Raw genomic sequence first — 21,634 nt, 5'->3', positions numbered from 1 at the left:
TGCCATGCCCGACTCCCCGCTCGACCTACCCGACAGCCAACCCGCGCAGCTCGACTGGGATGCCGAGGGACAGCCGTTATCGCGGCTCTTCGGCGATGTCTATTTCTCCAACCAGAACGGCCTGGCCGAAACCCGCCATGTGTTTCTCGCCAATAACGACCTGCCGGCGCGTTTCAGTGCCCTGGGCGACGGCGAACAACTGGCGATAGGCGAAACCGGTTTTGGCACCGGGCTGAATTTTCTCTGCGCCTGGCAGCTGTTCGAGCAGCAGGCGCCCGCCGGCGCGCGGCTGCACTTCGTCAGTGTCGAGAAATACCCGCTCGGCTACGCCGATCTGCAGCGCGCCCTGGCCTTGTGGCCGGAGCTGGCGCCCTTCGCTCACGAGCTGCTGGGCCAGTACGTCGCCCTCCATCCGGGCTTTCAGCGCCTGATATTCGCCGGCGGACGGGTGATCCTGACCCTGCTGATCGGCGATGCCCTGGAGCTGCTGGCGCAACTCGACGCGCACATCGACGCCTGGTTCCTCGACGGTTTCGCCCCGGCGAAGAATCCGCAGATGTGGACCGCGGACCTGTTCGCCGAGCTGGCCCGGCTAAGCGCCCCCGGCACCAGCCTCGGCACCTTCACCAGCACCGGCTACGTGCGTCGGCGCCTGAATGACGCCGGCTTCAAGATGCAGCGGGTGCCGGGCCTGGGCCACAAGTGGGAAGTGCTCAAAGGCCAGTTCGACGGCAGCGCTGCGGGTGCCGGCAAACCCTGGTTTGCCCGCCCGGCGCAGCGCCAGCGCGAACGTCGGGCCCTGGTCATAGGCGCGGGAATGGCCGGTTGCGCCACTGCGGCCAGCCTGGCGGCACGCGGCTGGCAGGTGACCCTGCTGGAACGCCACGCGGCTATCGCCGAGGAAGCCTCGGGTAACCCGCAAGGCGTGCTCTACCTCAAGCTGTCGGCCCACGGCACGGCGCTCTCGCGCTTGATCGTCAGCGGCTTCGGTTACACCCGGCGCCTGCTCGAACGCCTGCAAAAAGGCCGGGACTGGGACAACTGCGGGGTACTGCAACTGGCCCTCGACGCCAAGGAAGCGCAGCGCCAGGCGCAACTGGCGGCGGCCTTCCCCAGCGATCTGCTGGTCAACCTCGACCAGGTCAGCGCCGAAGCCCAGGCCGGCATCCAGCTGCCGGCCGGCGGGCTGTTCTACCCGCAGGCCGGCTGGGTGCACCCGCCGGCGCTGTGCCGCTTGCTGGCCGAGCAGCCGAACATTCGCCTGCAACTGCACCAGGAAGCGCTGCAGTTGCGCCGCGACGGCCAAACCTGGCAGGCCTGGAACGGCGCGGATCTCCTGGCCAGTGCCGCCGTGGTGGTGCTGGCCGGCGCCGCCGAGATCAAGCGCTTCCCCTACAGCGCCGAGCTGCCGCTCAAACGCATTCGCGGGCAGATCAGCCGAATACCGGCCACCGCGCAGAGCACGGCACTGCGCAGCGTGGTCTGCGCCTCGGGTTATATCGCCCCGATGCGCCTCGGCGAACACACCCTGGGCGCCAGTTTCGACTTCAAAAGCGACGACCTGACACTCAACCGCGCCGATCATGCGGACAACCTTGGCCTGCTCGAAGAAATCTCGAGCGACCTGGCCGAACGCCTGCACAGCGCCCAGCTCGACCCGGCCCAGCTCGAGGGCCGCGCCGCCTTTCGCTGCACCAGCCCGGACTACCTGCCCATCGTCGGCCCCCTTGCTGACCGCTCGGCCTTTCTCGCGGCCTACGCGGTGCTGGCCAAGGATGCCCGCCAGGTGCCGGATACCCCCTGCCCCTGGCTCGACGGCCTGTATATCAACAGCGGCCACGGTTCGCGCGGGCTGATCACCGCGCCCTTGTCCGGCGAACTGATTGCCGCCTGGCTCGATGCCGAACCGCTGCCCGTGCCCCGCGATGTCGCCGAGGCCTGCCACCCCAACCGCTTCGCCCTGCGCCTGCTGATCCGCGGCCAATAGTCGCAACCCCGGACGCGGCGCTTGCCTGGATTCACGACCCGCGCATACCCTACGGGGTATACAGACACGGAGTGACACCGCATGCGCCTGATCCTCGTACTCGCCGCCCTGCCGACGCTGGCCTGGGCCGCTCCTGCTGCCGACCTGGCCAGCCTCGAACGCGAAGCCGCCGGCCTCATCCCACCCTTCCAGCAACAGCTGATGCAGACGGTAAAACAAGCAGTCGCTGAGGGCGGCCCGGTGCAGGCCGTGCAAGCCTGCCAACTGCTCGCGCCGACTATCGCCGTGGAGCACAGCCAGCACCCCTGGAAAGTCGGGCGCACCGCTCTGCGCCTGCGCAACCCGGACAATCAGCCGGATGCCTGGGAACGTCAGGTACTGGAAGACTTCTTACAGCGGCAACGCGCCGGCGAAGCGCTGACGCAGATGAGCGCGTCGGCGGTCGTCGACGGCGAGTTCCGTTACATGCAAGCCATCGCCACCGGCGAGCCGTGCCTGGCTTGTCACGGCCAGGCGATCAAGCCCGAGGTGGCGGCGCAGATCAAGCAAGGCTACCCCGCGGACCAGGCCAGCGGCTTTCGCCTGGGCGAACTGCGTGGCGCCTTCACCCTGCGCCGCACGCTGGCGGAGGCAACACCATGAGCGAACAAACCCGCGCCGCCCATCAAGACGCGATGCTCAAACGCCTGGCCCGGGTCGAAGGGCAGATCCGCGGCATCCAGGCAATGATCCGCCGCAGCGAGGACTGCGAGGCCATCGCCCAGCAATTCGCCGCCGCCCGCAAGGCGCTGGACAAGGCCTACCAGGAGATGCTCGCCTGCCTGCTGGAAGAAGCCGTACTCGACCCCGAGCACGACCCCAGTGAAACCCTGGCCCGGGTTCGCACCATTTTCACCAAGTACACCTGAATGGTGTAGAGACCCCGCGCTGTCGCTCCTGGCTCCCCACCGTCTCACTCCATCTCCCCGCAGAGTTCCGCCGCGCGCAGCAGCGCGGCGGTCAGGCTGTGCCGCTCCCAATCCTTGAGCGCGGCGAAGCGCTGGCGAAACTCCGGCGGCAGCAGGGTCGGCGCCTGCTGCACCAGTTCGCGGCCGGCATCGCTGAGCAGCAACCACTGGCGACGGCGATCCTGGTCGTCGCGCTGGCGCTGCAACAGGCCGCGCTCCTCCAGACGATCGAGCATGCCCGACAGCGTCGCCGCCGTCAGACTGACCCGCCCGCTCAGGTCGCTGGCGGTCAGTCGTGCCTCGCCGGCCAGCACCTGCAGGATCATCAACTGCATGGGCGTCAGCCCGCCGAAACGGGCCAGGCGCTTGGCATGCACCTCACCGGCCTGTTGCAGGCGCCTGAGCGACTGGAAAATCGGCAGATCGAGCGCCATCACAGATGACAAATCTATTTCAGTAGAAACCATTTTATCCGCCATATCTGCCTTTTAACTCGAATGATCGCTTTGACATGAAAGCATTTATTTGTTTACCTGTAAAAGGCTCGGCAACTCCGAACCACTCCCCAACGGCAACACCGGTAAGGAATTATGTGCGGAATAGCTGGAGAATTACGTTTTGATCAGCGACCGGCCGATCTGGCCGCGGTCGAGCGAATCACCCACCACCTGGCCCCTCGCGGCCCCGATGCCCACGGCTTTTACAGCCAGGGCCCGATCGCCCTCGGTCATCGCCGGCTGAAGATCATGGACCTGGCCGAAGCCTCCGGCCAGCCGATGATCGACAGCGATCTGGGCCTGTCGATGGTATTCAACGGCGCCATCTACAACTACCCGGAACTGCGCAGCGAGCTGCAAGGCCTCGGCTATCGCTTCTTTTCGGGTGGCGACAGCGAGGTGCTGCTCAAGGGCTACCACGCCTGGGGCAAGGATCTGCTGCCCAAGCTCAATGGCATGTTCGCCTTCGCCGTGTGGGAGCGCGACAGCCAGCAACTGTTCATCGCCCGGGATCGCCTGGGGGTCAAACCGCTCTACCTGTCGCGCACCGGCCAGCGCCTGCGCTTCGCCTCCAGCCTGCCGGCGCTGCTGCAAGGCGGCGATATCGGCAAGACCCTCGACCCCATCGCCCTCAACCATTACCTGAATTTTCATGCCGTGGTCCCGGCGCCGCGCACCATCCTCGCCGGCGTGGAGAAACTGCCCGCGGCCAGCTGGATGCGCATCGATGCCCAGGGCAACTGCGAACAGCAGACCTGGTGGAACCTGCAGTTCGGGCCGCGGCGCGATGAAGTCGACTTCAGCCTGGAAGACTGGAGCGAGCGCGTGCTCGACGGCATGCGCGAGGCGGTGTCGATTCGCCAGCGTGCGGCCGTGGAAGTCGGCGTGCTGCTCTCCGGCGGCGTCGATTCCAGCCTGCTGGTCGGCCTGCTGCGCGAGGCCGGGGTGGAAGATCTGTCGACCTTCTCCATCGGTTTCGAGGATGCCGGCGGCGAGCGTGGCGACGAATTCCAGTATTCCGACCTGATCGCCGAGCGCTTCACGACCCGCCACCACCAGCTGCGCATCGGCGAGAACGAGATTCTCGAACAATTGCCGGCCGCCTTCCGCGCCATGAGCGAGCCGATGGTCAGCCATGACTGCATCGCCTTCTATCTGCTGTCGCGCGAGGTGGCCAAGCACTGCAAGGTGGTGCAGAGCGGCCAGGGCGCCGACGAGCTGTTCGCCGGCTACCACTGGTACCCGCTGGTGGATGGCGCCGACGATGCCTTCGCGGCCTACCGCCAGGCGTTCTTCGACCGCGAGCACGACGAGTACGCCGCCTGCGTGCAGCCCGAGTGGCTGACCAACGATGCGGCCGGCGACTTCGTCCGCCAGCACTTCGCCCAGCCCGGCGCCAGCGCCGCGGTGGACAAGGCGCTGCGCCTGGACAGCACGGTGATGCTGGTCGACGACCCGGTCAAGCGGGTCGACAACATGACCATGGCCTGGGGCCTGGAGGCGCGCACGCCGTTCCTCGATTACCGCCTGGCCGAGCTGTCCGCGCGCATCCCCGGACGCTTCAAGCTGCCCAACGGCGGCAAGCACGTGCTCAAGGAAGCGGCGCGCCAGGTGATCCCGGCGGCGGTAATCGACCGCCAGAAAGGCTACTTCCCGGTGCCGGGCCTCAAGCACCTGGAAGGCGCAACGCTGGGCTGGGTGCGCGACCTGCTGGTCGACCCGAGCCAGGATCGCGGACTGTTCAACCCGGCCATGCTCGACCGCCTGCTGACCGACCCGCACGGCCAGCTCACCCCGCTGCGCGGCTCCAAGCTGTGGCAGCTGGCGGCGCTCAACCTGTGGCTGAGCGAGCAAGGCCTGTAGCACGTAGGGTGGAAAACCGCGAAGCGTTTTCCACCATCACCGCCGTCATGGTGGATGTAAAAAGCGACATCCACCCTACAGCGCTCCCCTGTGGAGTGCCTACCGTCGCCGTAGCCCGGAGGCAATCCGGGGCTGTCACGACACCCTTCGCGACCCGCAACCAAGCCGGGCGCGACTCAACAGCAAAGGACACTTCTCCAATGCGCGCTACTGCCTTCAACCAACGTCTTCTGCGCGGCCAGGCGCCCTCCTATGAGCGCCTGCAGGCGCGCTTCGCCGAGGATCACGGGGCCGAACCCTGCCAACCCCTGGCCCTGCACTGCGGCTGGGGACGCCTGCTGATCGGCCACACCTACCCCGACGCCGCCGAGCTGGCGCAAGCCCTGTTGAGCGAGCAACCGGGCGAGCGCGATATCGCCCTGTACGTCGCCGCCCCGCAGCAGGTGCTGGCGCAGGCGCCACAGCAATTATTCCTCGATCCCTCGGACACCCTGCGCCTGTGGTTCAGCGACTACCGCCCGGCGCACAGCGGCTTTCGCGGCTACCGCATCCGCCGCGCGCAGAATGCCGAGGACTGGCAGGCGATCAACTGCCTCTACCAGATGCGCGGCATGCTGCCGATCGAACCGGGCAAGCTCACCCCGCGGCATCAGGGCGGGCCGGTGTACTGGCTTGCCGAGGACGAAGACAGCGGCGCGGTGATCGGCAGCGTCATGGGCCTCAACCACCACAAGGCCTACCAGGACCCGGAACACGGCAGCAGCCTCTGGTGCCTGGCGGTCGACCCGCGCTGCAACCGTCCCGGGGTCGGCGAAGTGCTGGTGCGCCACCTGATCGAACACTTCATGAGCCGCGGCCTGAGCTACCTCGACCTCTCGGTGCTGCACGACAACCGCCAGGCCAAGGGCCTCTACGCCAAGCTCGGCTTTCGCGAACTGCAGACCTTCAGCATCAAGCGCAAGAACAGCATCAACCAGCCGCTGTTCCTCGGCCCCGGCCCCGCGGCGGACCTCAACCCCTACGCGCGGATCATCGTCGACGAGGCCCTGCGCCGCGGCATCGAGGTGCAGGTGGACGACGCCGAAGCCGGGCTGTTCACCCTCAGCCACGGTGGCCGGCGCATTCGCTGCCGTGAATCGCTGACCGACCTGACCAGCGCGGTGAGCATGACCCTGTGCCAGGACAAGCGCCTGACCCACCGCGCCCTCAGCCGCGCCGGCCTCAGCCTGCCGGCCCAGCGCCTGGCCGGCAGCGCCGAAGAGAACGCCGCCTTCCTCGCCGCGCATGGCAGCCTGGTGGTCAAGCCGGTGGACGGCGAACAGGGCCAGGGCGTGGCGGTCGACCTGCGCAGCCCGGCCGAGGTGCAGGACGCCATCGAACGCGCCCGCGCCTTCGACAGCCGCGTGCTGCTGGAAAGTTTTCATGAAGGCCATGACCTGCGCATCCTGGTGATCGGCTTCGAGGTGGTCGCCGCGGCCATCCGCCGCTCGGCCGAAGTGATCGGCGACGGCCGCCACTGCATCGGCGACCTGATCGACGCCCAGAGCCGCCGCCGCCAGGCCGCCACCGGCGGCGAGAGCCGCATCCCCAAGGACGCGGAAACCCTGCGCACCCTGCATGCCGCCGGGGTCGACTACGCCAGCATCCTGCCCCAGGGCCAGCACCTGGCCGTGCGCAAGACCGCCAACCTGCACACCGGCGGTTGCCTCGAGGACGTCACCGAAATCCTCCACCCGGCCCTGGCCGAAGCAGCGGTCAAGGCCGCCCGCGCCCTGGACATCCCGGTGGTCGGCCTCGACCTGCTGGTGCCGGCGGCCGACCAGCCGGAACACGTGTTCATCGAAGCCAACGAACGCGCCGGCCTGGCCAACCACCAACCGCAACCGACCGCCGAGCGCTTCATCGACCTGCTGTTCCCGCTCAGCCAGGTGGGCTGAGCAAAGCAGCCGGCTGCTCGCCATACACCCTCTGTAGGTGCCAGGGGAACGCCTAGTCCTTGCTGGCGATCTTAGCTTCCCCCCGATCGCCAGCAAGCTGGCTCCTACGCGGCCCAACCAGGAGACTGCCATGCAGCCACTACCCGAACCCGATCTCGACTACCTGCAGAAAGTCCTACTGGAGATGCTCGCCATTCCCAGCCCGACCGGCTTTACCGACACCATCGTGCGTTACGTCGCCGAGCGCCTGGAAGAGATCGGCATCCCCTTCGAGATGACCCGCCGCGGCACCATTCGCGGCACCCTCAAGGGCCGTCGTTACAGCCCGGATCGCGCGGTGTCGGCCCACCTCGACACCATCGGCGCGATTGTCCGCGAGCTGAAGGACAGCGGCCGCCTGGCCCTGGCCCCGGTGGGCTGCTGGTCGAGCCGCTTCGCCGAAGGCAGCCGGGTCAGCGTGTTCACCGATACCGGGGTGATCCGTGGCAGCGTGCTGCCGCTGATGGCCTCCGGGCACGCCTTCAATACCGAGGTCGATCAGCTGCCGATCAGCTGGGATCACGTCGAGTTGCGCCTGGACGCCTACAGCGCCACCCGCGCCGACTGCGAGTCGCTGGGCGTCTCGGTGGGCGACTTCGTGGCCTTCGACCCGCTGCCCGAGTTCACCGACAGCGGCCACATCAGTGCCCGCCACCTCGACGACAAGGCCGGCGCCGCGGCCCTGCTCACGGCGCTCAAGGCCATAGTCGGCAGCGGTATCGAACCGCCGATCGACTGCCACCCGCTGTTCACCATCACCGAGGAAGTCGGCTCCGGCGCCGCCGCCGTCCTGCCCTGGGATGTCAGCGAGTTCGTCGGCATCGACATCGCCCCGGTCGCGCCCGGCCAGCAATCCAGCGAGCACACGGTCAGCGTGGCCATGCAGGACTCCGGCGGCCCCTACGACTATCACCTGTCGCGGCACCTGCTGCGCCTGGCCAGCGAGAACGAGATCCCGGTGCGCCGTGACCTGTTTCGCTACTACCACAGCGACACGCAGTCGGCCGTCACCGCCGGCCATGACATCCGCACCGCCTTGCTGGCGTTCGGCTGCGATGCCACCCACGGCTACGAGCGCACCCATATCGACAGCCTGGCGGCCCTGACCCGTCTGCTCGGCGCCTACCTGCTGAGCCCGCCGGTGTTCGCCAGCGACGCGCAACCGGCCAAGGGTTCGCTGGAGCGTTTCAGCCATCAACTGGAACACGATGCGCAGATGGAAAGCGAAACCCGTGTGCCGACCGTCGACAGCCTGCTCGGCCAGCGCGACAAGGACGCTTGAAGGCCAACCCACATCCGGGCAAAGTGGCGGGCATGGGATGACGGCGTGGCGTGTTTGCGCGCCCCCGCTAACGATAATGGGGGGGCGCGGATGCCGCGGATGTGCCTGACGCTGCTGTTGCTCTGGCTTTGCGGGCCGGCGTGGGCGTTGTTACCCGCGGAGCTGGATAAACCGGAACTGCGCCTGTCCCTCGGCGCCGCCATGGGTTATCTGCAGGACCCGGAGGGCAGCCTGACCCTCGAACAGGTCAGTGGCCTGGGCGACGAGCGCTTCGCAGCGGTTCAGGGCGACCACGCCAACCTGGGCAAGAACCGTTCGGTCTGGTGGTTCAAGGTGCGCCTGCGCAACAGCCTGGCGCAGGATCTGGCCGGCTATCTGGAAGTCAATTACCCGCTGCTCGATCATATCCAGATCTACCTGCGCGGCAGCGACGGTAACTGGCTCATGCAGGAGGGTGGCGACCGCTACGCATTCACCCAGCGCCCGGTGCAGGTGCGCAACTTCTGGTTTCCACTAACCCTGCCCCCGGGCGACAACAGCCTGCTGGTGCGCGTGGACACCAGCAGCACGGTATTCGTGCCGCTGGTCTTCAGCACCCACAACGCCAGCGCGGCCGCCCAGGAAAACCTCATGGGCCTCGATGGCGCCTTCTACGGCGTGCTGTTCGCGATGTTCTGCTACAACCTGTTCCTGTTTATCTCGCTACGCGAATCGGCCTATTTCTGGTACCTGGTCTACAGCCTGAATATCGGTCTGTTCAGCGTCAGCTTCGACGGCATGCTGTTCAAATTGCTGCCGCACTACATCGACCTGCAGTCAATCGGCATCTACCTCCTGATGTTCCTCCACTGCCTGAGCGCCAGCCAGTTCAGCCGCCACTTCCTGCATACCCAGCAGTACTTTCCGCGCCTCGACCTGGGCCTGCGCCTGTTCATGCTGGCCACGTTCGGCTGCCTGCTGTCGCTGCCGCTGATCGGCCTGCAGGCCTGGAACATGTTGGCCAGCCTGACCGTGCTGGCGGTCTCCCTGGTGCTGCTGCTCAGCGGTGCCTATGTCTGGCGCCGGGGCTTGCGCTACGGCTCCTACTACATCCTCGCCTGGGGCATTTTGCTGGCCTCGTTCATCATCGCCACCTCGGGTTCGCTGGGGGTCGAGCTGTTCGGCCTGTACGGCGCCGCGGTGGTCAAAGTCGGCGTGACCATCGAGCTGATCACCCTGTCCATCGGCCTGGCCGACCGCATCAACACCCTCAAGGAAGAAGGCTTCCGCTCGCGCCGCGCCGCCGAACAGGCGGAGATCGAGAACCAGGCCAAGAGCCGCTTCCTGGCCATGATGAGCCACGAGATCCGCACCCCGCTCAACGGCGTGCTGGGTATGCTGCAACTGCTGCGGGAAACCGCGCTGGATCGCAGCCAACGCTTCTATGTCGATACCATCTCCAGCTCCGGCAGTTCCTTGATGGCGGTGATCAACGACATCCTCGACTACGCGCGGATCGAATCCGGCAAGCTCAGCCTGGAACATATCGATTTCGACCTCGAACAACTGACCTCCGACACCCTCAGCCTGTTCACCGGGCAAGCGCTGGACAAGCACCTGCGCCTCTACATCAGCCTGGATGCGGACGTGCCGCGGCGCATGCGCGGCGACCCGACCCGGGTCAAGCAGGTGTTGATGAACCTGCTGAGCAATGCCCTGAAATTCACCGACGCAGGCCATGTCGGGGTGAATGTCTGCCGCCGTAGCGACTCACTCGGCCAGGCCCACCTGGTGTTCTCGGTCAGCGACAGCGGCGTCGGCATCAACCAGCAGAATCAGGCGCGGCTCTTCGAGTCCTTCTCCCAGGGTGACTCCAGCACCACCCGGCGCTATGGCGGCAGCGGTCTGGGCCTGGCCATCAGCAAGGAACTGGTGGAAATGATGCACGGACGCATCGAAGTACAGAGCACCCCGGGCCAGGGCACGCGTTTCGCCTTCGACATCCCCCTCGACGACCAGGCACACGAAGCCGATGCCCTGGGCCTGCTGCTCAAGGGGCGCAGCGCCCTGCTCTGCTCGCTCGACGGCCTCGGCCTGGATGCCCTCAGCCGCCTGCTCGGACGCTGGGGCATGCGCACCGAGCACTGCCAGAACCCGGACAAACTGCACACTTACCTGGAAGACTTCGCCGTTGCGCCGCTGCTGGTATTGATGTCGCCCTGGCCCGGCAGTGCCAGCCACTGGCTGGATTCACTGCACCCGTACCTGCAACCCGGCCAGCGCATATTGCTGCTCTGCCCACCGCAGCAATGCCAGCAACTGCCATCCAGCACCAGCCTGCGCCTGCTCAGCCTGGCGCAACCGCTAACGGTCAGCGCCCTGCGTGCCACGCTGGTCGAACTCTATGCAGAACAGCGCACCGAAGTGCACAAGCTGCCACGTGCAGCGCGCCCCGAGCAGGAGGCAGCCCCGTGCATCCTGGTCGCCGAAGACAACCCGGTTAACCAGCTGGTGGTGCAAGGCTTCCTGAAGAAACGCGGCTATAGCGTGCGCCTGGTCACCAATGGACTGGCCGCACTCAACGAATATCAACGCGACCCGGCAGCGATACAGCTGATCCTGATGGACTGTGAGATGCCGGTCATGGATGGTTTCGAAGCGACCGCAAAAATTCGCCAGATGGAGCGCCAACAAAACCTCGCGGCGGTACCCATCGTCGCCCTGACCGCGCACACCCTCGACGAACACCGCCAGCATGGCATGGATGTCGGCATGGACGACTTTCTCGGCAAGCCACTGGACAGCGCCCAGCTCTATGCCACCCTGGAGCGCTATCTGCTCGAGCAGACCCTGCAAGACACATAGGCGCCGCGATCTGGCGGGCTGTCGCTGCGCGCCGAGCGGAGCGCCGCCCGGATCTCCCTACGGGTTAATCGCAACCTGAGCAGCCACCCGGGCCAGGGGCGTGCGACTGACGGTGAGATGCAGGCATGGCCAGCACGCCCAGGGCGCGTTAGCATCGCCGCTGCGTTCTGGAGAAACAAACCGTGCTGATCCCCGCGTCCCTGCTCGAAGCCGACACCCTCACCCGCCTGATCGAGGACTTCGTCACCCGCGAGGGCACCGACAACGGCGACGAAACCCCGCTGCAAACCCGCGTGCAACGTGTGCGCCGCGCCCTCGACAAAGGCGAAGCGGTCATCGTCTTCGATCCGGAAAGCCAGCAATGCCAGCTGGCACTGAAACGCGATGTGCCCAAGGAATGGCTGCAAGCGCTCAGCGAGTGACAGGCGTATTAGCCTGTTCAGGCACCATAGCTCAAGGGCTGATGCGCTTCTGCTTTGGAATGCAGGGCAGTCCGTGCGGAGGTAGGGCGGCTTCGGAGCATAGCGACAAGCCGCCAGCTTCTGTGCCGAACTAATAACCTTGGAACACTGCCTGCTGCGGATCGCGGACTGCCCAAGGTAATGGGCCGGCGCCTACTGCGTCACGTCAAGACGCCTGCAGTAGGCGACAGTTTTTCACCAGTTCTCAGCCTTGCGTGGTCAAACGCCAGGCACGGTGGATCTTCGGGTTGCGGGCAAAGTCCGGATCCAGGGTCGCGGCGCTGATTTCCTCCACCCCATAACGTGCCGCCAGCCCCTCATCGAGCTGGAACTTGCGGAAGTTATTGGAGAAATACAACACCCCACCCGGCGCCAGGCGCGCCATGGCCAGGTCGAGCAACTGCACGTGGTCGCGCTGGATGTCGAACACGCCCTCCATGCGCTTGGAGTTGGAGAAGGTCGGCGGGTCGATGAAGATCAGATCGTATTCGCCGCGATCCTCCTCCAGCCAACTCATCACATCGGCCTGCTCCAGCTTGTTCTTGTCCGAGAAGCCATTGAGCGACAGGTTGCGCCGTGCCCAGTCCAGGTAGGTCTTCGACAAATCGACGCTGGTGGTGCTGCGCGCGCCGCCCTTGGCTGCATGCACGCTCGCCGTGGCGGTGTAGCAATACAGGTTGAGGAAGCGCTTGCCGGCGGCCTCACGCTGGATGCGCAGGCGCAACGGCCGATGATCGAGGAACAGTCCGGTGTCGAGGTAGTCGGTGAGGTTGACCAGCAGCTTCACCCCGCCTTCGTTGACTTCCATGAACTGGCCCTGGCTGTTCTGCCGCTGGTACTGCTTGGTGCCGCTCTGGCGCTCGCGGCGCTTGATGATCACCTTGTTCTTGTCGACGTTCAACGCCTGGGGAATCGCTGCCAGGGCATCGAACAGCCGCGCCTGGGCCTTTTCCGGGTCGATGGATTTCGGCGCGGCGTATTCCTGTACGTGCACCCAGTCGTGATAGAGGTCGATGGCCAGGGCATATTCGGGCATGTCGGCGTCGTACAGCCGGTAGCAGTCGATGCCTTCCTTGCGCGCCCATTTACCCAGCTGTTTCAGGTTCTTTTGCAGACGATTGGCGAACATCTGCCCGCCTTCGCTCAAGCGGGCCTGCTCGACGACAGGAGCCGGCGCCGGTTTAAGCGGGTTGCCGTTCTTGTTGTACTGGCGCTCTAGCGGCTCCAGCGGTGCCTTGTCGGCTTCTGCCTGCTCGCGCTCGCGTTCACGCTGCTCCGGGGTACGCCGCTCGCCGGTGACGAACTGCTCCGGCTGCACCTTGATCAGCAGCAACTTGCACGGCAGCGCGCCATTCCAGAACGCGTACTGCTTGTGGCTGCGGATGCCCATGCGCTTGCCCAGATCCGGCGCGCCGGTGAACACCGCCGCCTCCCAGCCCATGCAGGCCTGGCGCAGGCGTTCGCCGAGGTTCTGGTAGAGATACAGCAGGCTGGCCTCATCACCCAGGCGCTCGCCATAGGGGGGATTGCAGATCACCAGGCCTTTCTGGTTCTGGTCCGGGCGCGGCTCGAAGGTCGCCAACTCGCCCTGATAGACCTTGATCCAGTGGCTCAGCCCGGCCCGCTCGATATTGTTGCGTGCCGGCTGGATCAGACGCGGATCGGCCTCGTAACCGCGAATCCACAACGGCGGCTTAGCCAGCCCTTCGCTCGCGCGCTGCTCGGCTTCGGCGTGCAGCTTCTTCCACAAGGCCGGGACATGCCCCAGCCAATGGCTGAAGCCCCACTGCTCGCGGTTGAGGTTCGGCGCGATGTCGGCAGCGATCATGGCCGCTTCCACCAGGAAGGTGCCGACCCCGCACATGGGGTCGGCCAGGGCGCCGCCCTCGGCGGCGATACGCGGCCAGCCGGCACGCAGCAGCACGGCGGCGGCGAGGTTTTCCTTGAGCGGCGCGGCGCCCTGCTGCAGGCGGTAGCCGCGCTGGTGCAGGCTGTGCCCGGACAGGTCAAGGGAAAGAATCGCCTCGCCGCGATCCAGGCGCAGATGCACGCGCATGTCCGGGTTGAGCTTGTCGATCGACGGCCGCGTGCCGTCCTTCTGCCGCAGTTTGTCGACGATGGCGTCCTTGACCTTCAACGCCCCGAAGTGGGTGTTGTCGATCCCCGAACCATTGCCGCTGAACTCCACGGCCAGGCTGCCGTTGGGTTCCAGGTGCTCGAACCAGTCGACCTCCAGCACGCCTTCGTAGAGGCTTTCGGCGTCCTGGATCGGAAAGCGCTTGAGCACCAGCAATACCCGGTTGGCCAGGCGCGACCACAGGCACAGGCGATAAGCCGTCTCCATCTCGGCAACGCCCCGAATGGCGGACGTATGCTCGCGCGCCTCCTCGAGCCCCAGGTTGCCGGCTTCTTCAAGCAGCAAGCCTTCCAGGCCCTTGGGGCAAGTGAGAAAGAGTTCGTAACGATCCGACATGGGGATATCCAGTGCCTAAGGCAGTAAACGGCAGGTGAACGAGTCAACACGGCCAAAATAAGTGACAAAACGTCGCAAGGCGACCCTTCATCGGAATAAACAGAGCATGCAACCGCGATTAATTCGCAGTGGCGAAACACCAGTACGCACGCTGCAAACGCCCGCGCCATGGGTAATAGTCCCAGGAAACAGAACCTCTTGCGTGTCGCCTTATGGCCTGAGCGGCAAAAGTGTTACTTCCTTATGACAAAACGATCATTCCCAGGCACCCAAGCATTCGATAGAAATCTACCCAGGCCTTCGTTGCAACGACGAGGGCACGAGGTAGAACCGCCACGCCGGCAGCGGCTTTCTCCTCTGGCAGATCTTTCTGCCTGACCTCGCGACGAGGTCGCCGAGGTCTAAGGGACATAACAGTCAACATTGAGGGCAATACCCTATGAGAAGACTTAAGCGTGATCCATTAGAAAGAGCTTTTTTGCGCGGCTACCAGTACGGCATCCATGGCAAATCCCGCGAAATGTGTCCTTTTACTCTTCCGTCCGTTCGTCAAGCCTGGTTAAACGGCTGGCGCGAAGGTCGCGGTGACAACTGGGACGGACTGACCGGCACCGCCGGTATCCATCGACTCAACGAACTCAACGCAGTCGGCTAACTGACTCAAGGAATCTACCGACTTCATCAAGCACGCCCCATCCGGGCGGCGGGCGAGAGCCCAGGGGCTCCTTCAGGGAGCCCTTTTTTATTGCCTGTAATACGTCATTCCCCACAAAAGCCAGCGTCGTTCAGCCCTTGCGCGGCAATCCGGCAATCGCATCCACCGCTTCGCGGATCAACGCCGGGCCCTTGTAAATGAACCCGGAATAAATTTGCACCAGGCTTGCCCCGGCGGCGATTTTCTCGCCGGCGTGCTTGCCTTCGGTGATGCCGCCCACCGCAATGATCGGCAAACGCCCTGCCAACTCCGCCGCCAGAACCTTGACGATATGGGTGCTCTTGTCGCGCACCGGCGCGCCGGACAGACCGCCGGCCTCATCGCCGAACTCCAGGCCCTGGACGCCTTCCCGGCTGAGGGTGGTATTGGTGGCAATCACCGCATCCATACCGGCCTCGACCAGCGCCCTGGCCACCTCGACGGTTTCTTCGTCGCTCATGTCCGGGGCAATCTTGATGGCCAGCGGCACGCGCTTGCCATGCTCCCGGGTCAGGTCTTCCTGACGCAGGCGCAAGGCCTCGAGCAGCTGCTTGAGCGAGTCGCCGAACTGCAGGCTGCGCAGGCCCGGGGTATTCGGTGAGCTGACGTTGACCGTCACATAACTGGCGTGGGCATAGACCTTGTCCAGGCACAGCAGGTAATCGTCTACCGCGCGCTCGACCGGGGTATCGAAGTTCTTGCCGATATTGATGCCGAGCACGCCTTTGTACTTGGCCGCCTGCACCCTGCCCAGCAGATGGTCGACACCGAGGTTGTTGAAGCCCATGCGATTGATGATGGCCTCGGCCTCCGGCAAGCGGAACAGCCGCGGCTTGGGATTGCCCGGCTGCGGACGCGGTGTCACGGTGCCAATCTCGACGAAGCCGAAACCCAGCTGGGCGAAGCCGTCGATGGCATCGCCATTCTTGTCCAGGCCGGCCGCCAAGCCGACCGGATTGGCAAATTCCAACCCCATCACCTTGACCGGCAAACTCGCCGGCGCCTTGCACAGCAGACCATTGAGCCCCAAACGTCCGCCAGCACCGAGCAGATCGATGGTCAGCTCATGGGAGGTTTCCGGGGAGAGTTTGAACAGTAGCTGGCGGGCCAGGGTATACATGGGCAGGCTTAGCTCGATAATGGCGAAGGCGGAAAGGCGGCGATTATACAGGCCGGGGGAACAGCTAGCGAGCAAAGGTCGAGCCAGCGCCCGTGCTGGCCGCAACGTCAGCAGCAGCGGCGAGCGGCATCAGCCCAGGCGGCGCAGGCTGAGTAACTGGCCAGCCGGGTTAAACTCCAGTTCGAAGCAACCGTAGACGCCTTCGTGAGTCAAGAACGGCCGGAAATGATGGGCCGGCACACTGACCCGCCGACCATCACGACTCTGCACCAGGATGCGGTTGGCCCGTCCCTGATAGACCGCACGCATGCGCTCGGCCGATAACGCGAGATCCAGCAGCAGACTGGCCATGCAGACACCTTGGCATAATGAATGCGCTAATCTTGCCACAAGCAACCACCAGGCTCCGCGCGGAACCCGCCATTTTGACCAGCAAAGCCTGTGCAACCGCCTTGTGGCTCTGCCACACTTGCGCCGGTGTCCTTGGAGTTCGCACCCGGTCATGAGCCTGTTCGATCAACCCTCCTCCTTCAGCTCACGCCTTGCCGCCCTGATCCAGCGCCTGGGTTTGAGCAGTCGTGCGCCGCGCTTGATACTCGAACGTGCCAGCCGCCTGCACCTGCCCTTCAACGCCATGCCCGCAACCCGCGACAGCATCTGCTGGCTCGAAGGCCCGCCACTGCAACGCCTGGTCGAACTGCCGCGCGGCGCCCTGTCCGGCCCGGTGCAGGAAGACAAAGCCCAGGCCCATGCCGTGCTGATCAAAATCGTCGAGGTGCAACAGCAGCAGCTGGAGTCGTTCGACCTGCGCCTGATCGACGGCCTGAGCAACTGCGACCCCGAGCAGACCCACTTCACCTGCTTCGAGGATTACGCCGCCAGCCAAGCCTGCCGCCAGGTGCGCATCATCAGCTACAAAGACTTCGTCAGAGCCATCAGCCAGGCCTTGCCGCGCTTCCTTGCCGGCGAACGCATCAGCCTGCGCCAGGCCAGCTGGCACGGCGAGCGGATATTCTGGGGCGGCGAGCAGCACAGCGAAGCCCTGGCCTGCGCCGTCGCCTATGCACGCCGCCGCCAACTGGAAATCGTCCTACCCGCCGAACTGTCCCGCTATCGCTTGAGCAGTAGCGGCCTGAGCGAACTGCAACAGCGCTATCACGTCCTGGCCATGCCCGGCGCCGCCTGGAGCGACCCGGCGTTCATGAGCCTGCTGCTGGATACCGGCCTGCCTTATGCCCGCCTGTCACTGCTGCGCAACCCGGGTGCGCCGGAATTCCTCCTGCTGCCCAAGCACTCCGCTGCGGCCAGCGCCCTGGGTGAAGGCCTGCGCCTGGCCGGCGCACCGGATGTGGTGGACCATCTGCAAGGGCTTGCAGCGCACCAACCCGAGACAGCTCCGATCCAGGGCACGACATCACCGACATAGCCTTGGCCATTGCCAGACCTGGGCAGGCGCCCAATCAGCCGCCGCAGACCGAACCGATCAGCTGATCGAAGGCGCTGAGCGAAGCCTTGGCCACCAGGGCCTCACGCCTGCATCGCCCGGCCATGCACATTCATCGCCGCCTGGCGCAAGGCCTCGGAACGGGTCGGGTGCGGGTGACAGATCAGCGCGATGTCTTCGGCCGAGGCGCTGAACTCCAGGGCCACGCAGTACTCGCCGATCAGCTCGCCAGCGCTGGGACCGATGATATGCACGCCGAGGATCTGGTCGCTGCGCTCGTCGGCCAGCACTTTGACGAAGCCTTCGGCCTCGTGATTGATCTTCGCCCGGCTGTTGGCACTGAAGGGAAACTTGCCGACCTTGTAGGCGCGCCCTGCAGCTTTCAGCTGCTCCTCGGTCTGGCCCACCGTGGCGACTTCCGGCTTGGTGTAGATCACGCTGGGAATTGCGCCGTAATTGACTTCGGCGGCATGCCCGGCAATGCGTTCGATGCAGACGATGGCCTCGTCCTCGGCCTTGTGCGCCAGCATCGGCCCGGAAGTCACGTCACCGATAATCCAGATGCCCGGCACGCCGCTACGATGCTGCTGGTTTTCCAGCATGCCGCGCTTGTCGGTAGTCAGGCCAACGGTTTCCAGGCCCAGGCCTGCGGTATAGGGGCGGCGGCCGATGGCGACCAGCACATAGTCGGCCTGCAACTGCTCGGCCGCCCCGCCAGCCGCAGGTTCCAGGCCGAGTTCGACGCCCGTGGCGCTGGACGCAGCGGCCGTGACCTTGCTGCCGAGCTTGAAGGCCATGCCCTGCTTGCTCAGGGTGCGTTGCAAGGTCTTGGCGGTTTCGTCATCCAGGCCCGGGCAGATGCGGTCGAGGTATTCCACCACCGTGACCTGGCTGCCCAGACGCCGCCACACCGAGCCCAGTTCCAGGCCGATCACCCCGGCACCGATCACCACCAGGTGCCGGGGCACCTCCGGCAGCGCCAGCGCGCCGGTGGAATCGAGGATGCGCTGGTGGTCGATGGTCACCCCGGGCAGCGGCGTCGGCTCCGAGCCGCTGGCGATGACGATGTCCTTGGCCTGCAATTCACGCTGGCTGCCATCGGCCAGGCTCACCGTGACCCTGCCCGGGCCGTTCAAGCGCCCCCAGCCCTTGATCCATTCGACCTTGTTCTTGCGAAAGAGGAATTCGATGCCTTTGGTCAGAGCCGTCACGCTGGCGTCTTTCTGCTTCATCATCTGCGCCAGGTCGAGACGCGGCTCGACCTCGATGCCGAGGCTGGCAAACTCGCCACCCAGCGCCGCCTCGTATAGCTCCGAGGCATGCAGCAACGCCTTGGACGGCATACACCCGACATTCAGGCAGGTGCCGCCGAGGGTCTCGCGGCCCTCGATGCAGGCCACCTTGAGACCCAGTTGCCCGGCGCGGATGGCGGCGTTGTAGCCGCCCGGTCCGCCGCCGATTATCAGCACGTCATAGCTGCTCATGCAGTCGCTCCTTTGGCTGCGCAAATGGGTTGCGCGGGGTTACCGAGCCAGCGCCGCACCCACTGCCGGCCGTGGGCGCAGCAGATGAAAGGCGCTAAACGCCGCTACGGCGAATAAAGCGTTCAAGCCAACCATAGGCCAAGCCGTGCCATCCGCCAGCAGGCTCAGCAGCACACCACTGCAAGTGGCTCCCGCCATCTGCGCAAAGCCCATAAAGCCCGCCGCCAGGCCGGCACGATGCGCATTAGGAATCACCGCGCCAGCCACCGCAGCCGGCAGCAACATGCCGCCGCCCAGGGTCACCAGCACCTGGGGGACGGACAGCCCCAGCAGCGACAAACCGAACAGCAGGTAGACCAGCAGGGTGGCGACAGCACCCGCCGCAACCAAGGCCACACCGATGGCGACGATCTTCTCGGGGCCCAATTGCATGATCCTGCGCTGGGTGAACAACGCGCCGGCAATCAGCGCCGAGACAATCGCGCCAAAGGTGATGCCGTACTGTGCCGGACTCAGTCCGAGCAGGCCGATATATACCGCCGAAGAACCGGCAATCACCGCGAACATCGCCCCGTAGGTGCAGGCCAGCGTCAGGGCCAGGGCACGGAATGAGGCGGCGCGCAGCAGGTCGGCATAGTTGCCGGCCAGCCCGCGCCACTGCCCGGCCTGCGGATCGAGATACGGGTTGCTTTCGCGGTACAGGCTCAGTACCGCCAGCACCGCGCCAAGGCCGATCGACAAGGCCAGCAGGATCGGCGCGCGCCAGCCGCCATACAGGGTCAACAGCCCGCCAATCATCGGCGCCAGGGCGATGGCGCAGAGCATGCCGATGACCGTCAAGGCCAGCGCCGGACCGGCTTGCACCTGCCACACGTCCCTGACGATGGCACGCGCCAACACCAGGGCGGCGCAAGCGCCCAGGCCCTGCAGCACGCGGGCGGCGATAAATTCACCCATGCTGCTGGCCGCGAGCATCCACAGCGTGGCCAGCAGATAAAGCGCCAACCCGGCGAGCAATACCGGACGCCGGCCAATCCGGTCCGACAGCGGCCCCAGCCACAGCTGGCCAAGGCCGAAGGCGGCGACAAAGGCCGACAGCGCCAGCAGGCTGCTGCCTGGGCGAGCCGACATGATCAGCTCGATGGCGCCCAGGCTGGGGATGATCAACTGGGTGGAGATTTCCCCCAACGCGGTCAGGGCCACCAGGATCAGCAGCAAGCTGCGGGACGGTGATGGGTAACGATGCATGGCGCGCGTCCTCTGTTCTGCGGTCAGCGGCAGTCGCCAACCTTTAATATTTCGACCATAATATAAATCATTAAATTATGTCCATAATTTAAATTGACCGATCCCTGCCACTCATCGCAGACCAAGGAGCCTCATCCCATGACCACCCCATCACGCGAAGAAAAGCTCAACGCCTGGCCCAGGTCAGTGAACTGCAGCCAGAGGAATTCTTTGACCGCATCGGCAGCGGCGAGCTGCCCTCGCCACCCTTTGGCCATCTGCTCGATTTCATCCCGCTGGAATGGGCGCCGCTTGCTATTGTCGCGCAGCGTCGGCGACCCCGAGCTGTCCGACCGGCTGCTGCACGGTGCCCGCGAACTGCTGATCGAACAGGCCAACGCCACACTCAACACCTGGCATTGCGCCGATAAAAAGGCCCTGAGCACCTGCGCCAGGGCCTTATTCCCATCCACCTACTTATAACGAACAGCCGCACGGCTATGCGACAGGTTTGGCCCCAGCTTGGCGCGGGCGGCGACCAGCTCGGCCCAGTCGGCGACATCCGGCAATGAAGGGATAGTCACCCGTTCGCCCTGATCGAAACCGGCCAAGGCGGCATCGACCATCTCGCCGACCTCCATGGTCATGCTCGGTGGCAATGCCGATTCGTCCATGCCACTGCGCTCCCAGATCTCGGTACGGGTGATGCCCGGCAACACCGCTTGCACTTGCACGCCGAGCGTGCCGACTTCCCCCTGCAGGGTCTGACTCAGGCTCAGTACATAGGCCTTGCTGGCGCTGTAGACGGCGTTGAACATTTCCGGCGCCAGGGCGACTACCGAGGCGATATTGATGATCGCGCCCCGCCCTGCCGCGCCGAAGTTGGCGGAAGCGGCGGCGGACAGGCGGGTCAGCGAGACGATGTTGAGCAGGATCAAGCGCTCGACAGTGTCCAGATCGGCTTCGGCGAGGGTGCCATTCATGGCCATGCCGGCGTTGTTGACCAGCAAGCTAATGGCGCTATCGCTGCGCAAACGCCGTTCGACGGCCAGCAGGTCGGCCTTGTCGGTCAGGTCGGCCTGCATGGCCTCGACCTGCACGCCGTACTCCTCGCTCAGGCGCTTGGCCAAGGCCTGCAGACGCGACAAATCCCGGGCCACCAGCAACAGGCCATAACCGCGACGCGCCAGGCGCTCGGCGTAGGTGGCACCAATGCCTGAGGAAGCGCCGGTGATCAGGGCAATGCCTTTGTCGTTTTGCGTGTTCATGAGCTGTCTCCTGGAGTGCGGCTAGGGTGGGCGTGCAGCTAGGGTGCACCCATTTACATTGCGCTCA

17 protein-coding genes and 1 pseudogene are annotated in these 21,634 nt (G+C 65.3%); 11 read left to right on the top strand and 7 right to left on the bottom strand.

Going from position 1 to position 21,634, the window contains the following annotated elements:
- Positions 1–4: 4 nt before the first annotated feature.
- The 3 genes from mnmC (at position 5) to G9C89_RS07955 (ending at position 2,895) form a co-directional block, all read left to right on the top strand.
- Positions 5–1,987 carry a bifunctional tRNA (5-methylaminomethyl-2-thiouridine)(34)-methyltransferase MnmD/FAD-dependent 5-carboxymethylaminomethyl-2-thiouridine(34) oxidoreductase MnmC gene (gene mnmC / locus G9C89_RS07965; protein WP_172147176.1) on the top strand — a complete coding sequence of 661 codons (1,983 nt, stop codon included), beginning with the start codon at positions 5–7 and terminating at the stop codon, positions 1,985–1,987.
- Between the two features lie 81 nt (positions 1,988–2,068).
- Positions 2,069–2,629 carry a Tll0287-like domain-containing protein gene (locus tag G9C89_RS07960; RefSeq protein ID WP_172147173.1) on the top strand — a complete coding sequence of 187 codons (561 nt, stop codon included), beginning with the start codon at positions 2,069–2,071 and terminating at the stop codon, positions 2,627–2,629.
- Positions 2,626–2,895, top strand: a complete 270-nt coding sequence (locus tag G9C89_RS07955; protein WP_172147171.1) for a metal-sensing transcriptional repressor — start codon at positions 2,626–2,628, stop codon at positions 2,893–2,895. Before G9C89_RS07960 ends, G9C89_RS07955 begins: the two co-directional genes overlap by 4 nt.
- A gap of 44 nt (positions 2,896–2,939) precedes the next feature.
- Here G9C89_RS07955 and G9C89_RS07950 read toward each other — a convergent pair whose 3' ends face one another.
- On the bottom strand, positions 2,940–3,413 hold the full coding sequence (locus G9C89_RS07950) for a MarR family winged helix-turn-helix transcriptional regulator (RefSeq protein WP_172147156.1): 474 nt from the start codon (positions 3,411–3,413) through the stop codon (positions 2,940–2,942).
- A 111-nt stretch (positions 3,414–3,524) separates the two neighbouring features.
- Here G9C89_RS07950 and G9C89_RS07945 point away from each other — a divergent pair, with 111 nt between their 5' ends.
- The 5 genes from G9C89_RS07945 to G9C89_RS07925 all read left to right on the top strand — a co-directional run bounded on the left by G9C89_RS07945 (position 3,525) and on the right by G9C89_RS07925 (position 11,818).
- Entirely contained in the window at positions 3,525–5,294 is a 1,770-nt protein-coding gene (locus G9C89_RS07945) for an N-acetylglutaminylglutamine amidotransferase (RefSeq protein ID WP_172147153.1), read from the top strand.
- A gap of 200 nt (positions 5,295–5,494) precedes the next feature.
- Positions 5,495–7,231: an N-acetylglutaminylglutamine synthetase gene (gene ngg, locus G9C89_RS07940; protein ID WP_172147150.1), complete on the top strand. Its 1,737-nt coding sequence runs from the start codon at positions 5,495–5,497 to the stop codon at positions 7,229–7,231.
- Between the two features lie 130 nt (positions 7,232–7,361).
- On the top strand, positions 7,362–8,552 hold the full coding sequence (locus G9C89_RS07935) for an osmoprotectant NAGGN system M42 family peptidase (RefSeq protein WP_172147148.1): 1,191 nt from the start codon (positions 7,362–7,364) through the stop codon (positions 8,550–8,552).
- A gap of 90 nt (positions 8,553–8,642) precedes the next feature.
- The gene (locus tag G9C89_RS07930; RefSeq protein WP_172147145.1) at positions 8,643–11,396 is read left to right on the top strand and encodes a hybrid sensor histidine kinase/response regulator; all 2,754 of its coding nucleotides are present in this window, start codon (positions 8,643–8,645) and stop codon (positions 11,394–11,396) included.
- 182 nt (positions 11,397–11,578) lie between these two features.
- Positions 11,579–11,818, top strand: a complete 240-nt coding sequence (locus tag G9C89_RS07925) for a YheU family protein (protein ID WP_172147142.1) — start codon at positions 11,579–11,581, stop codon at positions 11,816–11,818.
- A 244-nt stretch (positions 11,819–12,062) separates the two neighbouring features.
- Here G9C89_RS07925 and rlmKL read toward each other — a convergent pair whose 3' ends face one another.
- Entirely contained in the window at positions 12,063–14,330 is a 2,268-nt protein-coding gene (rlmKL, locus tag G9C89_RS07920; RefSeq protein WP_172147140.1) for a bifunctional 23S rRNA (guanine(2069)-N(7))-methyltransferase RlmK/23S rRNA (guanine(2445)-N(2))-methyltransferase RlmL, read from the bottom strand.
- 439 nt (positions 14,331–14,769) lie between these two features.
- Here rlmKL and rmf point away from each other — a divergent pair, with 439 nt between their 5' ends.
- Positions 14,770–14,985, top strand: coding sequence for a ribosome modulation factor (rmf, locus tag G9C89_RS07915; RefSeq protein ID WP_090496816.1), 216 nt, complete (start codon positions 14,770–14,772; stop codon positions 14,983–14,985).
- A gap of 130 nt (positions 14,986–15,115) precedes the next feature.
- On the opposite strand, the gene G9C89_RS07910 is transcribed toward rmf, so the two are convergent.
- Together G9C89_RS07910 and G9C89_RS07905 are read right to left on the bottom strand one after the other, a co-directional pair.
- Entirely contained in the window at positions 15,116–16,144 is a 1,029-nt protein-coding gene (locus G9C89_RS07910) for a quinone-dependent dihydroorotate dehydrogenase (RefSeq protein ID WP_172147138.1), read from the bottom strand.
- Between the two features lie 129 nt (positions 16,145–16,273).
- A complete protein-coding gene (locus tag G9C89_RS07905; protein ID WP_172147136.1) occupies positions 16,274–16,495 on the bottom strand; it encodes a DUF2835 domain-containing protein in 222 nt (73 codons plus the stop codon).
- Between the two features lie 151 nt (positions 16,496–16,646).
- Here G9C89_RS07905 and G9C89_RS07900 point away from each other — a divergent pair, with 151 nt between their 5' ends.
- Positions 16,647–17,570 (top strand): DUF6685 family protein, encoded by a 924-nt coding sequence (locus G9C89_RS07900; RefSeq protein WP_172147134.1) that lies wholly within the window; start codon positions 16,647–16,649, stop codon positions 17,568–17,570.
- Between the two features lie 101 nt (positions 17,571–17,671).
- On the opposite strand, the gene lpdA is transcribed toward G9C89_RS07900, so the two are convergent.
- On the bottom strand, positions 17,672–19,072 hold the full coding sequence (lpdA, locus tag G9C89_RS07895) for a dihydrolipoyl dehydrogenase (RefSeq protein ID WP_172147132.1): 1,401 nt from the start codon (positions 19,070–19,072) through the stop codon (positions 17,672–17,674).
- Positions 19,073–19,111: 39 nt separating this feature from the next.
- Complete coding sequence (locus G9C89_RS07890) at positions 19,112–20,320, bottom strand: MFS transporter (protein WP_172147130.1); 1,209 nt, start codon at positions 20,318–20,320, stop codon at positions 19,112–19,114.
- Between the two features lie 173 nt (positions 20,321–20,493).
- On the opposite strand from G9C89_RS07890, the pseudogene G9C89_RS25140 reads away from it, so the two are divergent.
- A pseudogene (locus G9C89_RS25140) lies at positions 20,494–20,607 on the top strand (PaaI family thioesterase); the annotation flags it as partial.
- A gap of 165 nt (positions 20,608–20,772) precedes the next feature.
- Here the strand turns inward: G9C89_RS25140 and G9C89_RS07880 are convergent.
- Positions 20,773–21,567, bottom strand: a complete 795-nt coding sequence (locus tag G9C89_RS07880) for an SDR family NAD(P)-dependent oxidoreductase (RefSeq protein ID WP_172147128.1) — start codon at positions 21,565–21,567, stop codon at positions 20,773–20,775.
- Positions 21,568–21,634 lie beyond the last annotated feature (67 nt).

This window comes from Pseudomonas tumuqii, assembly GCF_013184545.1.
Classification (GTDB): Bacteria; Pseudomonadota; Gammaproteobacteria; order Pseudomonadales; family Pseudomonadaceae; genus Aquipseudomonas; species Aquipseudomonas tumuqii.
Note: the sequence above shows the minus strand (reverse complement) of the source record. Positions and strands in the feature narration are given on the sequence as shown.